The sequence below is a fragment of the Bacillus sp. Root131 genome (assembly GCF_001429475.1).
GTDB classification, from domain to species: Bacteria; Bacillota; Bacilli; order Bacillales; family Bacillaceae_G; genus Bacillus_A; species Bacillus_A thuringiensis_S.
This window is the reverse complement of record NZ_LMJQ01000001.1, coordinates 2,012,425-2,028,140: the sequence shown is the minus strand read 5'-3', so window position 1 is coordinate 2,028,140 and position 15,716 is coordinate 2,012,425. Positions and strand designations below refer to the sequence as shown.

Here is a 15,716-nt window from a genome sequence, read left to right as displayed (position 1 = left end):
TAAAGAAAGGAGTCACCATGAACTTAAAAAGTAGCAATATATACGAAAAAATGAATCAATATTCCGTTGCAGGTTTAAGCCTCGCTGTTATACGTAATGGCAAACTAGATGAAGCGACTGCCTTTGGAACACTTGAAGATGGAACAACTAGAGCTGTTACTACAAATTCTCTCTTTAATTCTTGCTCTATCAGCAAATTCATCACTACAATGCTCGTACTAACATTATCAGAGCAAGGTATCGTATATTTAGATGAAGACGTAAATGATAGACTTACATCTTGGAACATACCTACCAATCTATTTACCTCACAGAAAAAAGTCACCCTGCGAAATTTATTAAGTCACCAATCTGGAATTATTGATCCTCCTAATAGTTTTGAACATTTTACATTTGCACAAGGGCGACCAAACTTATCTGAACTCCTTGCTGGTAAAACATCATATTGTTCAGTACCAATAGAAATAACTTATAAACCAGAAAGTGAATTTCACTACTCTGATGCAAACTTTTGTATTATCGAACTACTACTTGAAGATATAACTGGAAAACCATTTAACCTTTTACTTGAAGAATATATCTTTCAGCCACTACAAATGAAAAATAGTACACTCTTCTCTCCAAAAGACATAGATAAAACCGATGTTTTTGCTTGCGGCCATAATAAAGATAGAACTGTAACAAATGAGAGATTTCCATTTTATCCATTCGCAGCTGCTTCAGGCATTTGGACAACACCAACTGACTTATCAGCTTTAGTCATTGAAATCATTCATTCCTTACAAGGAAAGGGCAAACTAAAACTTTCTCAAAAATTAGTACTAGACATGATTTCTCCTCAAGGTTGCTCAAAATGGACTGGATTAGGTGTTTTTCTAGATGATTCTAATGAAGAATTACAGATTTATTCACTCGGATGGGGCGTCGGATTTCAATGTATGATGGTTTGTTATCCATACTGCGGGAATGGCGCTGTTATTATGACCAATTCCGATTTAGGTGTTCATCAAATGGAAGGGATCATTGGTGAGGTTGTAAAAACGTTATCCTTATAATGAAAATAAAGAAGCTGTTCCTTCCAGCTTCTTTATCTATATAACATTTTTCGCAACAATTTTTATATGTTCTGGTGCGATAATCTCCGTTATACTTTCCTGGAAATCTTCATGTAACATTTCTTCCAAATGTTCTAACTGCACTTCAACATGAGTGCATTCTAAATTATGTATATTTAATAGTGCATAATGATCTTTTTTCTTAATTACTAAATATTGATTTTCCTCTGTCACAAGTACAGAACCTAATCGGACTCCTAGTAAGCGTTGATCATCAAACTTCATAATTACTTCTCCTTCCCTTATATAAACGAAACTACAATGAAAATAATTACATTTATGGAAAAACACACTTATTTAGACTATATCATAATTTACTAAAATATAAATATCATTTTTCCTTTTAATAAAGTGAAACTTTAATCAGTGGAGGCCTTACTGTCCGTTAATGTGGGATGAAAATCCCTATTTTTTCATATATTTCGATACAAAAAACTTTCTCAACACGAAATTTGAATTTTCAGTTTTTAATTCTATGAAAATCTATTATAATAAAGTTAATAAATGTTTGACCTCTCCTAATTCATGTACATATGGATGATCAGTAGTTATTGCTACTGATCTATTTTTTTGATTTCAGAAAGCAAATATACTGCATCCTTTCCTACACCACAAATAAGCGCAGAGCCTCTTTGAGATTGCCACGGCAATCCGATATAATACAATCCTCTTACTGGACTAACTCCCTTTATATGATTAGGAAACCCTTTCTCATTCACTGCCTGTTCAATTTCAATCCAATTATAATTTTGAACAAAACCAGTTGACCATATAACGCTTTCTGCACTATAAATATCACCATTCTGAAACATAATGTTATTTCCTGATGCACTTACTACTTTTTCTTGTAGTTTGATTGCTCCATTACGAATAAGTTTCTTACCTTCAAAACCGAAAATAGGGTCCTTTCTCTTCTGAAACCATCTTCCCCTCTTTGTATTTATTTCAGCGTACAATAAACCCACTTTTTCTAGCAGATTAAAAATACTTTTTCCAAAAAGTTGTAACGGTAAAAACGTTAAGGGATGACTAATAGACACCGTAACTTCATGCGTTTTTGCAAGTTCTACTGCGATTTGCATTCCTGAATTTCCGCCACCTACTACAAGTACCTTCCCCTGTGGAATTTGCGATGATGATCTATATTGTGATGAATGTATTTGAAAAATATGTGGTGAAAGATTTGCTGAAACTGAGGGAATAAATGGATGCTGAAAACCACCTGATGCGATAATAACTTTTTTCGTTTGTAAAATTTCTGTAGGAGTATGTAATTCAAATATTTCTTTTTCTTTCTTTATTTTTAGAACTTCCGTTTGTAATTGTACCGGTAATTGAAAATGTCTTGCATATTCTTCTAAATAAGTTGCAATTTCATCTTTATGTGGAAATTCATTCCTTGCTCCTTTTAATATCCTACCTGGTAAACTACTATATTCACTCGGTGTAAAGAGCCGCAAAGAATCATATCTATTTCTCCATGAATCACCAATTCGGTTTCCTGCCTCGAGTAATAAAAAATTATATCCTGCCTGCTTCAAGTAGTATCCTATTGTCAATCCCGCTTGACCAGCTCCAACAATGATTGCATCTAACATCTTTTCCCTCCTCCTTACAACAAATGAATATATGCTCATTTGTTCATGTATTTTATCATACGATTTATTTTTCAATAATTCAATCTGTTTAACAACATGAAAAAGAGCAGTTCACTACTTTATGAACTACTCTTCATTACATTTACCACGTAACTACACTACTTAACCCATGAATATTTGTATATGAATCCTTTCTACTCCGACAATTTTTCCTCATAAAATATAATTCTATTTAAAAACGGATCAATCACAGTTAATTCAATTGTACCCCAAGGTGTTTTTTCTATATTCGGCTTCGAATAAGCATATTCTTTACTTAATAATACAGAATGATAATCCTTTACATCATCTATTTTGATCCGAATCGTACCACCTGGTGAGGCATCACCATGATGTTCTGATAAATGTATCACAGTATCATCTAACGAAATTTGTATATATAATGGCATATTTTCCTCATACCGATGTTCCCAATCCAGTTTAAATCCTAAAAAACCTATGTAAAATAGTTTTGCTTTTTCAATATCAAAAATTCTAAATATAGGTGTAATCATTTATAACTTCATCTCCTATTTATAAACATCCGCAGCCAATTCCCTCAAAACATCCACATTCACTACTTCAAAGCAACCATTGTTTTTCTTTATAATCTCTTTATCACAAAAAATATTTAATGTACGTAATAGGTGCCGATAACTCGTTCCTAACAATTCAGCTGTTTCCGTTAAATTCCCACTAAACACAATTCGATTTCCGTGCTGCACCGCTCGTTCCCCTGCTGCTAACATGTAACTTGCAAGTCTATTTTCAAGTGGATATAGTAAATTAATTGTACTATTTTTTGAAAGTCGATTTAACTTATGTGCTAACGATCCACAAATACATCTTAAAAATTTCGCATCATGAAATAGCTGATTTCTCACTTTTCCTAAAGGTAAAGCAACACAATATGAATCTGCCATTACTTGTACGTTTGAAGCAGTCTTTTGAGAATGAATTAACTCAACATCTCCTAACAGCTGCAAACTATCATAGAAACATAGCAATACAGATTTCCCGTTACTTAATGTATTAAACGCTTTCGCTTTTCCTTCAACGAAGAAAAATAAATACTCTATTTCTTCATTTTCTCTACAAATAAACTCATTCTTTTTAAAAAATATAAGTTCCATATATGGCTTCATATCATGACTAAAAAATGAATCAATATTATTTTTCTTCATATACTCTGCTAGTTTAATAGAATTACATACTTTCTTCATAGTCCCCCACCTTTACAACTCATCCCCATTGTAATTAAAATTTTCTTCTTCCACTATGACATATGTCATAACAATACACAATTTCAGCATGATACAGTCATTACAAATATGAAATATAAAGGGGATATTACATTGTATAACTTTCTTTCTGTCTTTATTGGTGTGCTCATCGCCGTTATGCTCCCATTGAATGGAATTTTATCCGAGTTAATTGGGAAGTATACAGCAAGCGTTGTCATTCACCTCGTCGGTTTAATTGCAGTTATCTTCATTTTAATCTTAAACAAACATAGAATTCATTTCGATAAAGGTATTCCGATTTTTTTATATAGCGCTGGAGCGATTGGAGTATTCACTGTTCTTTTTAATAATATAAGTTTCTCCGTCCTCGGTGCCTCTATTACGATCGCATTAAGTTTACTCGGTCAATCTATTGCTTCCATCGTTATTGATCATTTCGGCTTATTAGGAATGAAAGTTGCAAAGTTTGAAAAGAAAAAACTAGTTGGATTAGCATTCATCTCTTCTGGGATTATTATCATGACAATTTATTAATGGGGGCAAAAATATGTTATATATTACGATCGCTATTTTAGCTGGTGTTTCTATCGTCGTTGCTAGAATTATTAACGCGAATTTAGCAAAGGAAATTGGAAACTGGGAAGGCACGTTTTTCAATTATATTACTGGATTATTTTTCTCTATGTTATTTTTAATTTTCAGTTCAGATTCATTGTATATCCCTATTCATACGTTGCAATCTATTCCTATCGCCGTGTACTTAGGCGGATTAGTAGGCGTTATCGTTATTTCATTATCCAACTATATTACTCCTAAAATATCAGCCTTTTATTTAACATTACTCATCTTTATCGGACAATTATTTGCGGGGACTATTATTGATTTCTTCCTGACAAATGAACTCTCTATCGGTAAAGTTATCGGTGGCATTTTCGTATTAATTGGGCTCACTTACAATTTACTCATAGATCGCCCGATAAAAACTGTGAAGCATAACCAAGTTCAACTATAATACTTTACGCTTACCTATCATATATTAATAGAAAAGCTCTTCACACAAAGTAATAGAGAGGAGAAAATCCTATTAAAAAAATTATTTTATTGTTAGGTAGCGTATTAATTATTTCTGGAATTGTATGGTTTGTAAACTCGGGAAAATCTATTCAAGATCTGTATACTGCAAATAAGCCGAAAAAGAAAGCTACTATTATTTCAAGCTCCCGAGATCCAAATGAGCCTCCTGTTTTTTTAGGAAAACAGGAAATAAAAGATATACATGTCGAATCAATTAAAACAAAAAAGGATATCTTTCTCACAAAAACAGATGAGTTAAAAACGTTTATTAACAGTATGAATACCGCAAAAAAAGGCAAATTAACATTGGATGAGGAAGGATCAGATTTAATAGATTGTGATATGTGGATTACTTTCGAAGATGGAACTTATAAAAAATATTTCATATGGGTAGTTGATCATCACAACAGCGAAGTGATGATTGCTCAGCAAGATACTCCTGATGATGTAAACCTTACGTACTATCAGTTAAACGAAGATAGTTCAAAAAAAGTTTATAATTTATTTAAAAAAATTATTTAAACGAAAAAGTCATGAGCACGCGAGCTCATGACTTTTTGCACTATATATACTCCGGGAACACTTTACATCCCTTTTCCTGCTCTATATCATGACCAAAGAAAATAATTGGTTTCTCTTTCGCCACAACTTCTTTTAAACGTTTAATTGAAGATAAAGCTAATTCTGAATCAAATCCTGCAAACGGCACTTCATCTTCAAAATTCTCTTTCGTATAAGATGCATCAATCGTTAATAATATCGGACCGGATTTTTCTGTCTCAATTAACAGTGACTGATGCCCTGGCGAATGTCCTGGTGTATACAATAACCGAACACCAGGTACCACTTCATAATCCCCTTCAATAATTTTGTAGTTCAAATGCGGCAATATACACTCTTTCAAATATTCTTCTCTATATTGCGCCGCCTCATATTCAGCACGCTGTATAATGATTGGCGTATTCGAAAAAGCACCATTTCCTCCCGCATGATCAAAATGCAAATGTGAACTAATAATATATAGGAGATCATCTGGCTCATACCCTGCACGCTTTAAAATAGTTATGATTCTATCTTCTTCAGTCATTTTCGGTAAAATCTGTCCTTCAACAAATGTACCGTTAAAAAGACCTTCATTATTAACCGCAATTTCTGGCATACCTGTATCTACTAAAATAGGCCCTTCTTCCGTCTCCAAAAGATAACACCATACAGGTAAATTCAATAAATTTCCCGGTGTGAGCGTACTATTAACAGAAGAATGGTCTAACATACAACGACCTGCTGGGATGAAATAAAGCTTTTTTACTGTCATTATGTATCCACCTTTACATTTAATTTAAGATAAAGTAACACAATAAAAAATTCTGCTTTTTAGAAATAAACTCCTTCCACACTTTCATACCAGCATAAATAAAAAAGAGTGTACTTTTTTTACATAATGGCATTTCACCATCTATAATAAAAGAGTAAATGACTCTTACTTTAATGGAGGGAATAGAAATGAAAGCAATTGGTTTACATGAATACTTACCTATTGAAGAAGAAAACAGTTTAATTAATATTGAAGTTGAAAGACCTGTTGCTACAGGAAGAGATATACTCGTTAAAATTAACGCAATTTCCGTTAATCCAGTTGATACAAAAGTTCGCTCTCCGAAAGATAAAAAAGAAGATATAGCAAAAATACTCGGCTGGGATGCGAGTGGTATTGTCGTACAAACGGGCGAAGGTTGTACGTTATTTAAAGAAGGCGACGAAGTGTTTTACGCTGGAAGCATTACGAGACAAGGTACATATAGTGAATATCATTTAGTTGATGAAAGAATCGTTGGTAAGAAACCAAAAACGTTAAATGATTCTGAATCTGCCGCAATTCCTTTAACAGCGATTACAGCTTGGGAAGGTTTATTTGAACGTTTAGGCATTGATCATACTAAAAAAGATACGAACTCATTTAAAAACATTTTAATTATCGGCGGAGCTGGTGGTGTCGGTTCAATTGCAATTCAACTGGCGAAATGGGCTGGACTAAATGTAATTGCAACTGCTTCCCGCGGCGAAACGATAGACTGGGTTAAAAAGCTTGGAGCTGACCATACAATTGACCATCATGCCCCTTTAAAAAAGCAATTACAAAGCCTTGGATTCAGCGATGTAGATTATATTTTCTGCTTAAACAATACAGATCAACATTGGCAAGCAATATGTGACCTTATTAAACCACAAGGCAAAATTTGCTCTATCGTAGAAAATGAACACCCTCTTGAAATGGGTATTTTAAAAAGTAAAAGTGCTACACTCGTTTGGGAGTTTATGTTTACAAAAGCAATGTATGAAACTGGCGATATGATTACGCAGCACGAACTATTAAATAAAGTAAGCGAACTACTAGATGAAGGCATTTTAAAGACTACCTTAAATGAAACATTAACACCGATTAACGCTGAAAACTTAAAGAAGGCACATGCACTACTTGAAAGTGGACGTACCATCGGGAAAATCGTATTAGAGAAATTTTAATCATGATAGTGACAGATAGTATGTGAAATTATATTAACGATTTTTCGAACATATCTATCATAACGTACAATATATCAACGATTTTTCAAATATATCTATCATAACGTACAATATATCAACGATTTTTCAAATATATCTATCACAAATCAAATTATATCAACAATAAGAAAAGGCTGTTCCAGATGAACAGCCTTTTCTTTATTTACTTGAAATCTCTTTATTGTTTTGAACGTCTAACGGAGCTCGCTTCCCTATTCCAAAAGCATAGAAACTAATTGTAACGATAGCTAAGAAAATAATACCTACAACTAGTGAAATACGAGTATCATCGTTAAACCACATTCCGATTAATACCATAATTAAAAAGGCAATCGTTAAATAGTTTGTTACAGGAGCAAATGGCATTTTGAACGGATGATCTTTCATCTCTGCTCCCTTTTCTTTTCTAAAACGAATTTGACTAATTAAAATGACGAACCATGGTACCATACCAGGAAGTACGCTCGCACTATATACATATACGAATAAGTTTTTCGGTGCAATATAGCTTAATACAACACCAACCGCTAAACCGATAATTACGCCAACTGTACCAAATAAAGGTACACCATTTCCAGAAAGTTTTGTGAAATATTTTGGTGCTTGTCCATTTATCCCTAACGTATAAAGCATACGTCCAGCACTATAAATACCACTATTACAACCAGACATTGCCGCTGTAATTACAACGAAGTTAATAAGTCCAGCTGCTGCCGTAATACCAACTTTCGCAAAAGTCGCTACGAACGGGCTACCAATTGTACTTAATTGATCCCACGGATACACAGTTACAATAACGAAAATAGCACCAATATAGAATATTAAAATACGCCAAATTGTACTTTGAATTGCTCTTGTAAGTGTCTTCTTCGGATTTTTCGCTTCACCAGCAGTAATCCCGATTAATTCCACACCTTGATATGCTCCAACTACAAGTGATAATGCAAAGAAGAATCCTGAAAAACCACCTGTAAAGAAACCGCCATTTGACCAAAGATTAGATATACCAATCGCTTCTCCACCGTTACCAATTCCGAAGAAAATAAGACCAAATCCCGCAATAATCATTAATAGAATCGTAACAATTTTAATCATCGCGAACCAAAATTCAAATTCACCAAATGACTTAACAGAAATTAAGTTAGCTGCACCAAGAATGACCATGGCAATTATACCTGGTATCCAAGCTGGTAAATCCGGGAACCAATATTGCATATACGCTCCAACCGCGATAATTTCTGACATCCCAACGATAACCCACTGGAACCAGTTACTCCACGCTGTCATATAACCAGCTAGCGGATGAATATACTTATGACCGAATGTCGCAAATGAGCCTGTACTTGGCTCCATATACAACATTTCTCCCATGGCACGCATAATGAAGAAGATAAAAATACCTGCAATTGCATAAGCAAGCATTACTGACGGACCTGTCCATTTAATTGTGCTGGCTGACCCCATAAATAAACCAACACCAATTGTTCCGCCTAAAGCAATCATTTGAATATGACGTGCTTCTAAACCTCTTTTCAATTCTTTGTTTGCCACTTCACTTCCCCCTCTTAGATGATTCATAGCCGCATTTTAAAACAAGATGCTTTCCCCTAATTCCTTTCGGCCCTGAAAATGATGAAGCAAACGTCATTTTACACTAGCTTTAAAGCTATCCTAAAATCGTTTTGTGCTCCTAATAAAATTCTCAAAACCTTCATCTTCCAATATTCTATAAATCTTAAAATTACTTACCTTATATTAATTCATTAATCTGAAAAATTCAATTATTTTTTCAATAAATTATTATACATAAGCCTGCTTAATTTTTAACTAAATTAACAATAAAATACATCTATTCAATATGATTCCGGTATGAATATTATTACAATATAAATAACCAAGGATGGCATTTCTTCCTCGGTTTCACATCTCATGTACTTCAATCTTCATAGTTGATAACGTGATTTCCCAAACGTTAGATTCATATACCAATCAGAAATTTAATATATTAATAAATTACTAACTTCTTTAGTCCAGTCCAATTTTGAGGCATAAAATATAAAAGAGTCTCATTTTTAATGAGACCCTTTTACCATTTCATATTTAAATCGATTTCGAAGTTTGCTTACCAAAGATAAACACCCTAGTAAACACTACCATTATAACTACAATAACCAGAAAATAAAGTGGCATCACCATTAACGATCCTGTATGCAGTTGACTCATTCCCCAAATTGTCATCGTTACAATTACATAGTACCCTAAGCTAAACAATGCACCTGCTGTACCAATGACATCTTGAAAATCTACTAACGCTAAACTTAAACAATTAGGTAATGCTACTCCAATTCCTAATAGCAATATAAACATCGCTACTAAAAATCCAATCATATATATTATGTTTGGATTTGATCCAACAAACGTAATAACAGATAAAAGGATAGCTCCTCCTGTCATTACGAGACAACCGATATATATAATTTTCTCTGGTTTATAAGTAGCAAGTAAACGTTTCGAAACTTTCGCTCCAACAATAGAAGCAGACGCTACAACAATTCCTAGAAATCCATACATACTAGGCGATAATTGAAAGTATTCAATAAAGATAAACGGCGCTTCTGCATAATAGCTAAATAAAACACCATTTGCTCCTCCAATTAATAGCCCATATGTTACTACTTTCGGATTTGTAATTAGCCTCTTCAAGACTGAAAATACATTTATTTTATTCGTTACTGAGCCCGTTTTTGTTTCAGGAAGAGAAACAAACGTATACAGAAAAATACCGATACTCATAACTACTAAACTTAAAAATACTATTTTAAATCCAAACATTTGATCAAGAAAGCCACCAATTAACGGTCCTATCGCTGGTGTAAAAGCAATGACTGCCGAGATTTGAGCAAACATAACATGCCTCTTATGCCCTTCTACACTTTCACGAAGAATCGTTTGCGTCACAACTGATCCTGCACTTGCTCCAAACGCTTGAATAAAACGACTTACCAATAAAAATTCAATGGAATTTGCAATATAGCATAAGAAACTCCCAGCGCCATATATTACAATTCCAAATAACATTGCTGGGCGACGGCCAATTATATCTGATAGCCATCCAATAAAAAATACACCTAAAGCAAATCCAGCAAAATACACACTAAGCGTTAACTGCACCTCATTATTACTTACATGTAACGCCTTTGAAATATCAGGTAAAGACGGTGTGTAAATCGTTTCACTAATTTGCGGAAATGCGACAAGAACAATCATTAACAAAAGTGATGGTACTGAGACTTTTTTCATTTTTCATACCCTCCTATAACTTTGAAAATCCCAGAAATAAAAAGACTTTCCTTAGCTACGGAACAGGAGGGGCCATTATAGAAATCCGGTCATAAAACAACAAAGAAAACACCTCAATTACGTATGTTAATACTTATAGGAGGGTAATATTAACATCGATTTTTAAATATACTTTTTCAATTATATTACATATTACTTTTATTTTTCTAGTATTAACTATATTAGTGAACAACTAATACACGCCATAGAAGATAACTACTTGATATAACCACCTTATTATGGAATAATTAGAAATAGTTTGAATCTATAAACCTAATTATAAAATGATATACTCATATATTCCTAATGTCATAAAGCTGAACAAGTAGGAGGACTTTCGTAATGATTGAAATTTTAAGGACAGTAGTAAACTTTCTAATTTCTCTATTCTCAGGAGAATTACCATTTGTATATTATGTATGGATTATTACCCTATTCCTAATTCAAATAACCCAATCTACTCTAAACTATAAACTCTTTAACAAGAAAGACAATTTCAGCACTTATATATTGGAAGGATTACTTGCTTTTATTATTTTATTGTTTGGAGGAATATTAGTATCTAAGTTACTTGCTTACATAATAGAAGACCCTACTATTAGTATGACGAATTTAACACATTATTTTGTTTCTCTTATCATATTAACTATATTTGTCGTAATAACCTGTGTTAAAGACTTTATAGAGACATCTATAAAGAATAAAAATATATCTCTTTTTAGCTTTTTAGTAATTTCCTTAATAACAAGTATACTTTCATTCAAGTTTTTATCACCTTTCATTGAAGGTTCTTTTTCTCTTTCTAAATCTTTTATAACTACTTTAATCATTCTAGTAACTGTATCCATTCCTCTATTAATTTCTTTAGAGGAAAAATATGCAGATGAAAAGGAAAAGGAAACGGAAAATTTATAGCTTCTCATTTATATAAAAGAAAGAGGGAGCTCCCCTCTTTCTTTTATATTGTTCTATTTCACAAGACTAAATCATTCCTTTTAATATCAATCCTAAAACTGACATTATTATCGTACTAATAATAATTCGCAAAATCCAAGTTGTGTTTGTACTTATTTTTTCTAATTGCTTATTGATTGTTGCTATGTCTTTCTCATTAATAGTGGTACGCGTTTCTAAATTTCGAATGTCTCGCATAATTTCTTTTTGCTCCGCCTTGAGACTGTCAATTTTAGCGTAAACATCTTCCATATATTCACACCCTCTGTTCATCTTAATAGAAAAATCTATATATATTATGAGACAACCCTCTTACCTGTGAATACATTCCGTATATCCGCGTACCAAATTATTTGTACATTTTAATTGAATTACTCACATGTTTCCATTCTTCTATTTATAAATTAGCGTTAAGATACGTTCAAATTAGAAAAAGTATCCCTTGTTTATTTAACAACAAACAATGTGCAATCCAACATTCGGGAGCACCTACGATAATTTCTATTATTTTCATATTTACAACTCAATATAATCAGTATGATTTTCTGAAGAATCCACTTTTTGAACTGCTTAAAGTATACTAATATGAATACGAAATAGCTGTATTGATAAACTCTCTAGAACAATAAATATACTGGCTGAAACGGATCTAAATCCGATATTTTTCCCAGTAACATTAATGGTTATTTCTGACAAATGCATTTGTATATCATTGTTTTCAAAAATTTCATCCTCAACCTTTACAATATCTGCTTCACAATCTACTTCTTTAAAAGTTTTCAATAATTTTGTTTCCAATAAACTACAATCAAAGTTCTCATCTTTTATTACGGCAAATTTAACCTTCATATCCATTTCCCCATTTTTAAAAAACTAAAATCATTAAATCAATATAAATATATATTATTCTATTAAATAATTCAAAATATACGCTTCTCACATACATTATTAAAAATCAATTCTAAAGAATTAAATGCAAAAAGTAATTTAGTATTAGGCGTTCCACTAATCTTTGGTATAATTCGTCTTTTAATTATTTTGCTCATTGCGCTTTTTTATTTCCCTCCCTATTTCAACTGAACTTTGTGTAATAATGCATATTTCAAATACATTATTTCCTTGCACTCATACTTTTATCATTGAGTTTTTATTCACAAATTCGTAACACATATATATGAGTTATCATGCTAAAATTAGTTTATTCACAAGAAGAAGTTATTCTTAATAAATCAATAATTTTTAATACCCTGTTTAAAGCCTTGCCCCCCTGCAAGGCTTTTTCCTATTTAACTAGCATAGTATTTTTCGTTATGCATCTCTCCCCTTTGTTCCTTACCCTACAAATAATACTGAATGTTTATTTTAATTTTTCAGCATCGGCACTCGCTCTTTTCGAGAGCTCTTTACCAAATATTCAATCTAATGATAAAATTGACCAAATTAATATTTTCATCCATCACTGTATCAAAAAGTACAATAAAGTAAAACTTTAATCAGTGGGGGTTTTGTTCATCCCTCACTGATTATTAGCCCTCACCAATCGGGCTTTTACAATTAAGTAAACGCGAGCTTTTTCTTCTATCTACTTACTATTTAAGGTTAATAGTGATATAATCAGATTTTAAAATTCGACTTAAATTCATTGATGAATGGAGAGGTTTATATGAAATTGAAAGACAAAGTAGCAATCATAACTGGTGGAGCAAGTGGAATTGGCGAATCTACTGTTCGTCTTTTTATCGAAGAAGGTGCAAAAGTAGTTATTGCTGACTTTTCTGAACGTGGAAAAGAACTATCAGATGAATTGAATGCACATGGATATAATACGTTATTTATTAAAACTGATGTAACAAAAGAGGCAGATATTAAACAGCTAATTCATGAGACAGTAAGTACATACGGTAAATTAGATATTATGTATGCCAATGCCGGCGTTGCTGATGATGCACCGGCAAATGAATTATCCTATGAAAAATGGAAAAGAACTATTGATATTAATTTGTCTGGGGTATTCCTTTCTAATAAATATTCGATTGAACAATTCCTTAAACAAGGTACAGGTGGTGTCATCGTTAACGCTGGTTCGATTCATAGTTTTGTTTCATTACCTACCCCAACAGCATACTCCTCTGCAAAAGGTGGTGTGAAACTATTAACTCAAAATTTATGTACTGCCTACGCTAAATACGGAATACGTATTAATGCGGTGTGCCCCGGTTATATTGACACCCCTTTACTTGGTAGTGTTAATCCTGAACAGAAAGAATATTTAGCTTCACTTCATCCACAAGGCAGACTTGGAACACCAGAAGAAGTCGCTAAAGCTGTCTTATTTTTAGCAAGTGATGATGCTAGTTTTGTTAACGGTACAACACTTCTTGTTGATGGAGGCTATACTGCATGTTAATTTAAAAATTTTGAAGCCCCCTAAGAAATATATAGTCTTCAATAAAAAAAGCGCCATCACAAGTGACGGCGCTTTTCTATATAAGAGCAACTAGAAGGTATCCTTCTAGCCTACTCCCATTTATAAGTCCAAAACTGTTCAAGTTGCAGCCATTTTAATGTTGCTGCATCTTTGTTTTTTATTTTTGCATGCGTGTCTTCAAGCATTGCTTCTGTTTGTGAACGGTGCGCACCTAATGCAGTTAATTTATGATCAAATACTTCACTAATGTTATTTACAACATCCGGTTCTCCTAATACTGCTTCACGATTTTTCGTAATCGCAACAGCATGAATAACTGGGCGCTCTTCTTTTGGCATACGTGATACAGCGCGAACGACAGCGCGGCCAAATGCATTATGATCTGGATGTACACCGTGCTCTGGATAAAATGTAATAATTCGAGATGGATTTACTTCTTGAATGATTGCTTCAATTTTGTCAGCAACGAAATCAACATCTTCAAATTCTAACGTTTTATCATGGAAGCCAAGCATTCTTAAATCTTTAATACCCATTGCTTCACAAGCATCTTTCAATTCTTTCTTACGGATATGTGGAATCGTTTCACGGTTAGCGAATACGTTCTTACCCATGTTACGTCCCATTTGTCCTAGAGTACCACATGCATATGTTACAGGTACTCCTTGATCTGTTAATAAGCGAATTGTTCCTCCCGCAGCATATGCTTCATCATCTGGATGCGGAAATACAACAAGTACATGTCTCTCCATAAGTTTCCCTCCTTCTTACTTAAATGGTGTTAAGCTTAACTCAAGTGCAACTGCTAGACGACCTAAATTATCATGTCCAGCTAATAATAAACGCTCTTGATCGTCTACTTCCCAGTGCGTAATACCTTCAGCATATACCCAACCGTGATCCATTTTCAGACCAACTCGGTATGGATTTGTTCCAGTTATCTTCCCGCGTTCAAAACGGATAATCGCATTTCGAATGAAAGCACCAACTGTCATCATCTTTTCATTTATGTGTGATGCATACGCTCCGTTTGTCGTTTCTAAATGAATATATACATCTTTATTTACAAAACGTTCAATTTCATTTTGAATAAGAGAACTATCTTTTACTATTTCCATCGGAATTCACCTCTTTAAACCATTTTACGCAAAAATAATGTAAATTGCTATCTCTATATTAGAGGACAACGCTCACTTTTCCTAATAATTTGCACTGTGTTTTTTATATTTTTTATATGATATGTAAAAAATACATTTTTTCCTTCACTTTGTTAAATAGTTTTCTTTCTTTTTTGAATTTGCTACAATATATTTTATCCCGTATTATTGCAGCGAGATACATTTCGACAATTGAATACATAATT

The 15,716-nt window shown here is 33.0% G+C and carries 18 protein-coding genes; 7 read left to right on the top strand and 11 right to left on the bottom strand.

The window, feature by feature from the left end; translation table 11 throughout:
• Positions 1-17 precede the first annotated feature (17 nt).
• The gene (locus ASE54_RS10170; RefSeq protein WP_001050192.1) at positions 18-1,055 is read left to right on the top strand and encodes a serine hydrolase domain-containing protein; all 1,038 of its coding nucleotides are present in this window, start codon (positions 18-20) and stop codon (positions 1,053-1,055) included.
• Between the two features lie 36 nt (positions 1,056-1,091).
• Here the strand turns inward: ASE54_RS10170 and ASE54_RS10165 are convergent, their stop codons facing one another.
• The 4 genes from ASE54_RS10165 to yeiL form a co-directional block, all read right to left on the bottom strand.
• Entirely contained in the window at positions 1,092-1,340 is a 249-nt protein-coding gene (locus ASE54_RS10165) for a hypothetical protein (RefSeq protein ID WP_000666947.1), read from the bottom strand.
• Between the two features lie 329 nt (positions 1,341-1,669).
• Positions 1,670-2,713: an NAD(P)/FAD-dependent oxidoreductase gene (locus ASE54_RS10160; protein WP_000882898.1), complete on the bottom strand. Its 1,044-nt coding sequence runs from the start codon at positions 2,711-2,713 to the stop codon at positions 1,670-1,672.
• A gap of 194 nt (positions 2,714-2,907) precedes the next feature.
• Complete coding sequence (locus ASE54_RS10155; RefSeq protein WP_000632390.1) at positions 2,908-3,267, bottom strand: glyoxalase superfamily protein; 360 nt, start codon at positions 3,265-3,267, stop codon at positions 2,908-2,910.
• 15 nt (positions 3,268-3,282) lie between these two features.
• On the bottom strand, positions 3,283-3,975 hold the full coding sequence (yeiL, locus tag ASE54_RS10150) for a transcriptional regulator YeiL (protein ID WP_000754833.1): 693 nt from the start codon (positions 3,973-3,975) through the stop codon (positions 3,283-3,285).
• 108 nt (positions 3,976-4,083) lie between these two features.
• Here yeiL and ASE54_RS10145 point away from each other — a divergent pair, with 108 nt between their 5' ends.
• From ASE54_RS10145 to ASE54_RS10135, 3 genes are all read left to right on the top strand, one after another.
• Positions 4,084-4,530: a DMT family transporter gene (locus tag ASE54_RS10145; protein ID WP_003259412.1), complete on the top strand. Its 447-nt coding sequence runs from the start codon at positions 4,084-4,086 to the stop codon at positions 4,528-4,530.
• Positions 4,531-4,543: 13 nt separating this feature from the next.
• Complete coding sequence (locus ASE54_RS10140) at positions 4,544-5,008, top strand: DMT family transporter (protein ID WP_000965812.1); 465 nt, start codon at positions 4,544-4,546, stop codon at positions 5,006-5,008.
• 89 nt (positions 5,009-5,097) lie between these two features.
• The gene (locus tag ASE54_RS10135; protein WP_000901705.1) at positions 5,098-5,592 is read left to right on the top strand and encodes a hypothetical protein; all 495 of its coding nucleotides are present in this window, start codon (positions 5,098-5,100) and stop codon (positions 5,590-5,592) included.
• 40 nt (positions 5,593-5,632) lie between these two features.
• Here the strand turns inward: ASE54_RS10135 and aiiA are convergent, their stop codons facing one another.
• Entirely contained in the window at positions 5,633-6,385 is a 753-nt protein-coding gene (aiiA, locus tag ASE54_RS10130; RefSeq protein WP_000216598.1) for an N-acyl homoserine lactonase AiiA, read from the bottom strand.
• 188 nt (positions 6,386-6,573) lie between these two features.
• Between aiiA and ASE54_RS10125 the strand changes: the two genes are divergently transcribed.
• Entirely contained in the window at positions 6,574-7,593 is a 1,020-nt protein-coding gene (locus ASE54_RS10125; protein WP_000643783.1) for a zinc-binding alcohol dehydrogenase family protein, read from the top strand.
• Positions 7,594-7,791: 198 nt separating this feature from the next.
• Here the strand turns inward: ASE54_RS10125 and ASE54_RS10120 are convergent, their stop codons facing one another.
• Together ASE54_RS10120 and ASE54_RS10115 are read right to left on the bottom strand one after the other, a co-directional pair.
• Complete coding sequence (locus ASE54_RS10120) at positions 7,792-9,183, bottom strand: amino acid permease (RefSeq protein ID WP_001284408.1); 1,392 nt, start codon at positions 9,181-9,183, stop codon at positions 7,792-7,794.
• Between the two features lie 549 nt (positions 9,184-9,732).
• Positions 9,733-10,932 carry a multidrug effflux MFS transporter gene (locus ASE54_RS10115; protein ID WP_000758008.1) on the bottom strand — a complete coding sequence of 400 codons (1,200 nt, stop codon included), beginning with the start codon at positions 10,930-10,932 and terminating at the stop codon, positions 9,733-9,735.
• Between the two features lie 381 nt (positions 10,933-11,313).
• On the opposite strand from ASE54_RS10115, the gene ASE54_RS10110 reads away from it, so the two are divergent.
• The gene (locus ASE54_RS10110) at positions 11,314-11,886 is read left to right on the top strand and encodes a DUF5823 family protein (protein ID WP_000570041.1); all 573 of its coding nucleotides are present in this window, start codon (positions 11,314-11,316) and stop codon (positions 11,884-11,886) included.
• Between the two features lie 66 nt (positions 11,887-11,952).
• Here ASE54_RS10110 and ASE54_RS10105 read toward each other — a convergent pair whose 3' ends face one another.
• Together ASE54_RS10105 and ASE54_RS10100 are read right to left on the bottom strand one after the other, a co-directional pair.
• Complete coding sequence (locus tag ASE54_RS10105; protein WP_000390464.1) at positions 11,953-12,177, bottom strand: hemolysin XhlA family protein; 225 nt, start codon at positions 12,175-12,177, stop codon at positions 11,953-11,955.
• Between the two features lie 318 nt (positions 12,178-12,495).
• On the bottom strand, positions 12,496-12,774 hold the full coding sequence (locus ASE54_RS10100) for a hypothetical protein (RefSeq protein WP_000865002.1): 279 nt from the start codon (positions 12,772-12,774) through the stop codon (positions 12,496-12,498).
• Positions 12,775-13,588: 814 nt separating this feature from the next.
• Here ASE54_RS10100 and ASE54_RS10095 point away from each other — a divergent pair.
• A complete protein-coding gene (locus ASE54_RS10095) occupies positions 13,589-14,332 on the top strand; it encodes a glucose 1-dehydrogenase (protein WP_000768019.1) in 744 nt (247 codons plus the stop codon).
• Between the two features lie 110 nt (positions 14,333-14,442).
• On the opposite strand, the gene bshB2 is transcribed toward ASE54_RS10095, so the two are convergent.
• Positions 14,443-15,105: a bacillithiol biosynthesis deacetylase BshB2 gene (gene bshB2 / locus ASE54_RS10090; RefSeq protein WP_000439483.1), complete on the bottom strand. Its 663-nt coding sequence runs from the start codon at positions 15,103-15,105 to the stop codon at positions 14,443-14,445.
• A gap of 15 nt (positions 15,106-15,120) precedes the next feature.
• Positions 15,121-15,471: a YojF family protein gene (locus ASE54_RS10085; protein WP_000407045.1), complete on the bottom strand. Its 351-nt coding sequence runs from the start codon at positions 15,469-15,471 to the stop codon at positions 15,121-15,123.
• Positions 15,472-15,716 lie beyond the last annotated feature (245 nt).

Bases quoted from the DNA above. Each gene is read 5' to 3' on its own strand.
- ASE54_RS10170 (WP_001050192.1), top strand. From the start codon at position 18: ATGAACTTAAAAAGTAGCAATATATACGAAAAAATGAATCAATATTCC.
- ASE54_RS10140 (WP_000965812.1), top strand. From the start codon at position 4,544: ATGTTATATATTACGATCGCTATTTTAGCTGGTGTTTCTATCGTCGTT.
- ASE54_RS10145 (WP_003259412.1), top strand. From the start codon at position 4,084: ATGAAATATAAAGGGGATATTACATTGTATAACTTTCTTTCTGTCTTT.
- ASE54_RS10110 (WP_000570041.1), top strand. From the start codon at position 11,314: ATGATTGAAATTTTAAGGACAGTAGTAAACTTTCTAATTTCTCTATTC.
- ASE54_RS10115 (WP_000758008.1), bottom strand. From the start codon at position 10,932: ATGAAAAAAGTCTCAGTACCATCACTTTTGTTAATGATTGTTCTTGTC.
- aiiA (WP_000216598.1), bottom strand. From the start codon at position 6,385: ATGACAGTAAAAAAGCTTTATTTCATCCCAGCAGGTCGTTGTATGTTA.
- ASE54_RS10095 (WP_000768019.1), top strand. From the start codon at position 13,589: ATGAAATTGAAAGACAAAGTAGCAATCATAACTGGTGGAGCAAGTGGA.
- ASE54_RS10125 (WP_000643783.1), top strand. From the start codon at position 6,574: ATGAAAGCAATTGGTTTACATGAATACTTACCTATTGAAGAAGAAAAC.
- ASE54_RS10085 (WP_000407045.1), bottom strand. From the start codon at position 15,471: ATGGAAATAGTAAAAGATAGTTCTCTTATTCAAAATGAAATTGAACGT.
- ASE54_RS10165 (WP_000666947.1), bottom strand. From the start codon at position 1,340: ATGAAGTTTGATGATCAACGCTTACTAGGAGTCCGATTAGGTTCTGTA.
- bshB2 (WP_000439483.1), bottom strand. From the start codon at position 15,105: ATGGAGAGACATGTACTTGTTGTATTTCCGCATCCAGATGATGAAGCA.
- ASE54_RS10155 (WP_000632390.1), bottom strand. From the start codon at position 3,267: ATGATTACACCTATATTTAGAATTTTTGATATTGAAAAAGCAAAACTA.
- yeiL (WP_000754833.1), bottom strand. From the start codon at position 3,975: ATGAAGAAAGTATGTAATTCTATTAAACTAGCAGAGTATATGAAGAAA.
- ASE54_RS10100 (WP_000865002.1), bottom strand. From the start codon at position 12,774: ATGAAGGTTAAATTTGCCGTAATAAAAGATGAGAACTTTGATTGTAGT.
- ASE54_RS10105 (WP_000390464.1), bottom strand. From the start codon at position 12,177: ATGGAAGATGTTTACGCTAAAATTGACAGTCTCAAGGCGGAGCAAAAA.
- ASE54_RS10160 (WP_000882898.1), bottom strand. From the start codon at position 2,713: ATGTTAGATGCAATCATTGTTGGAGCTGGTCAAGCGGGATTGACAATA.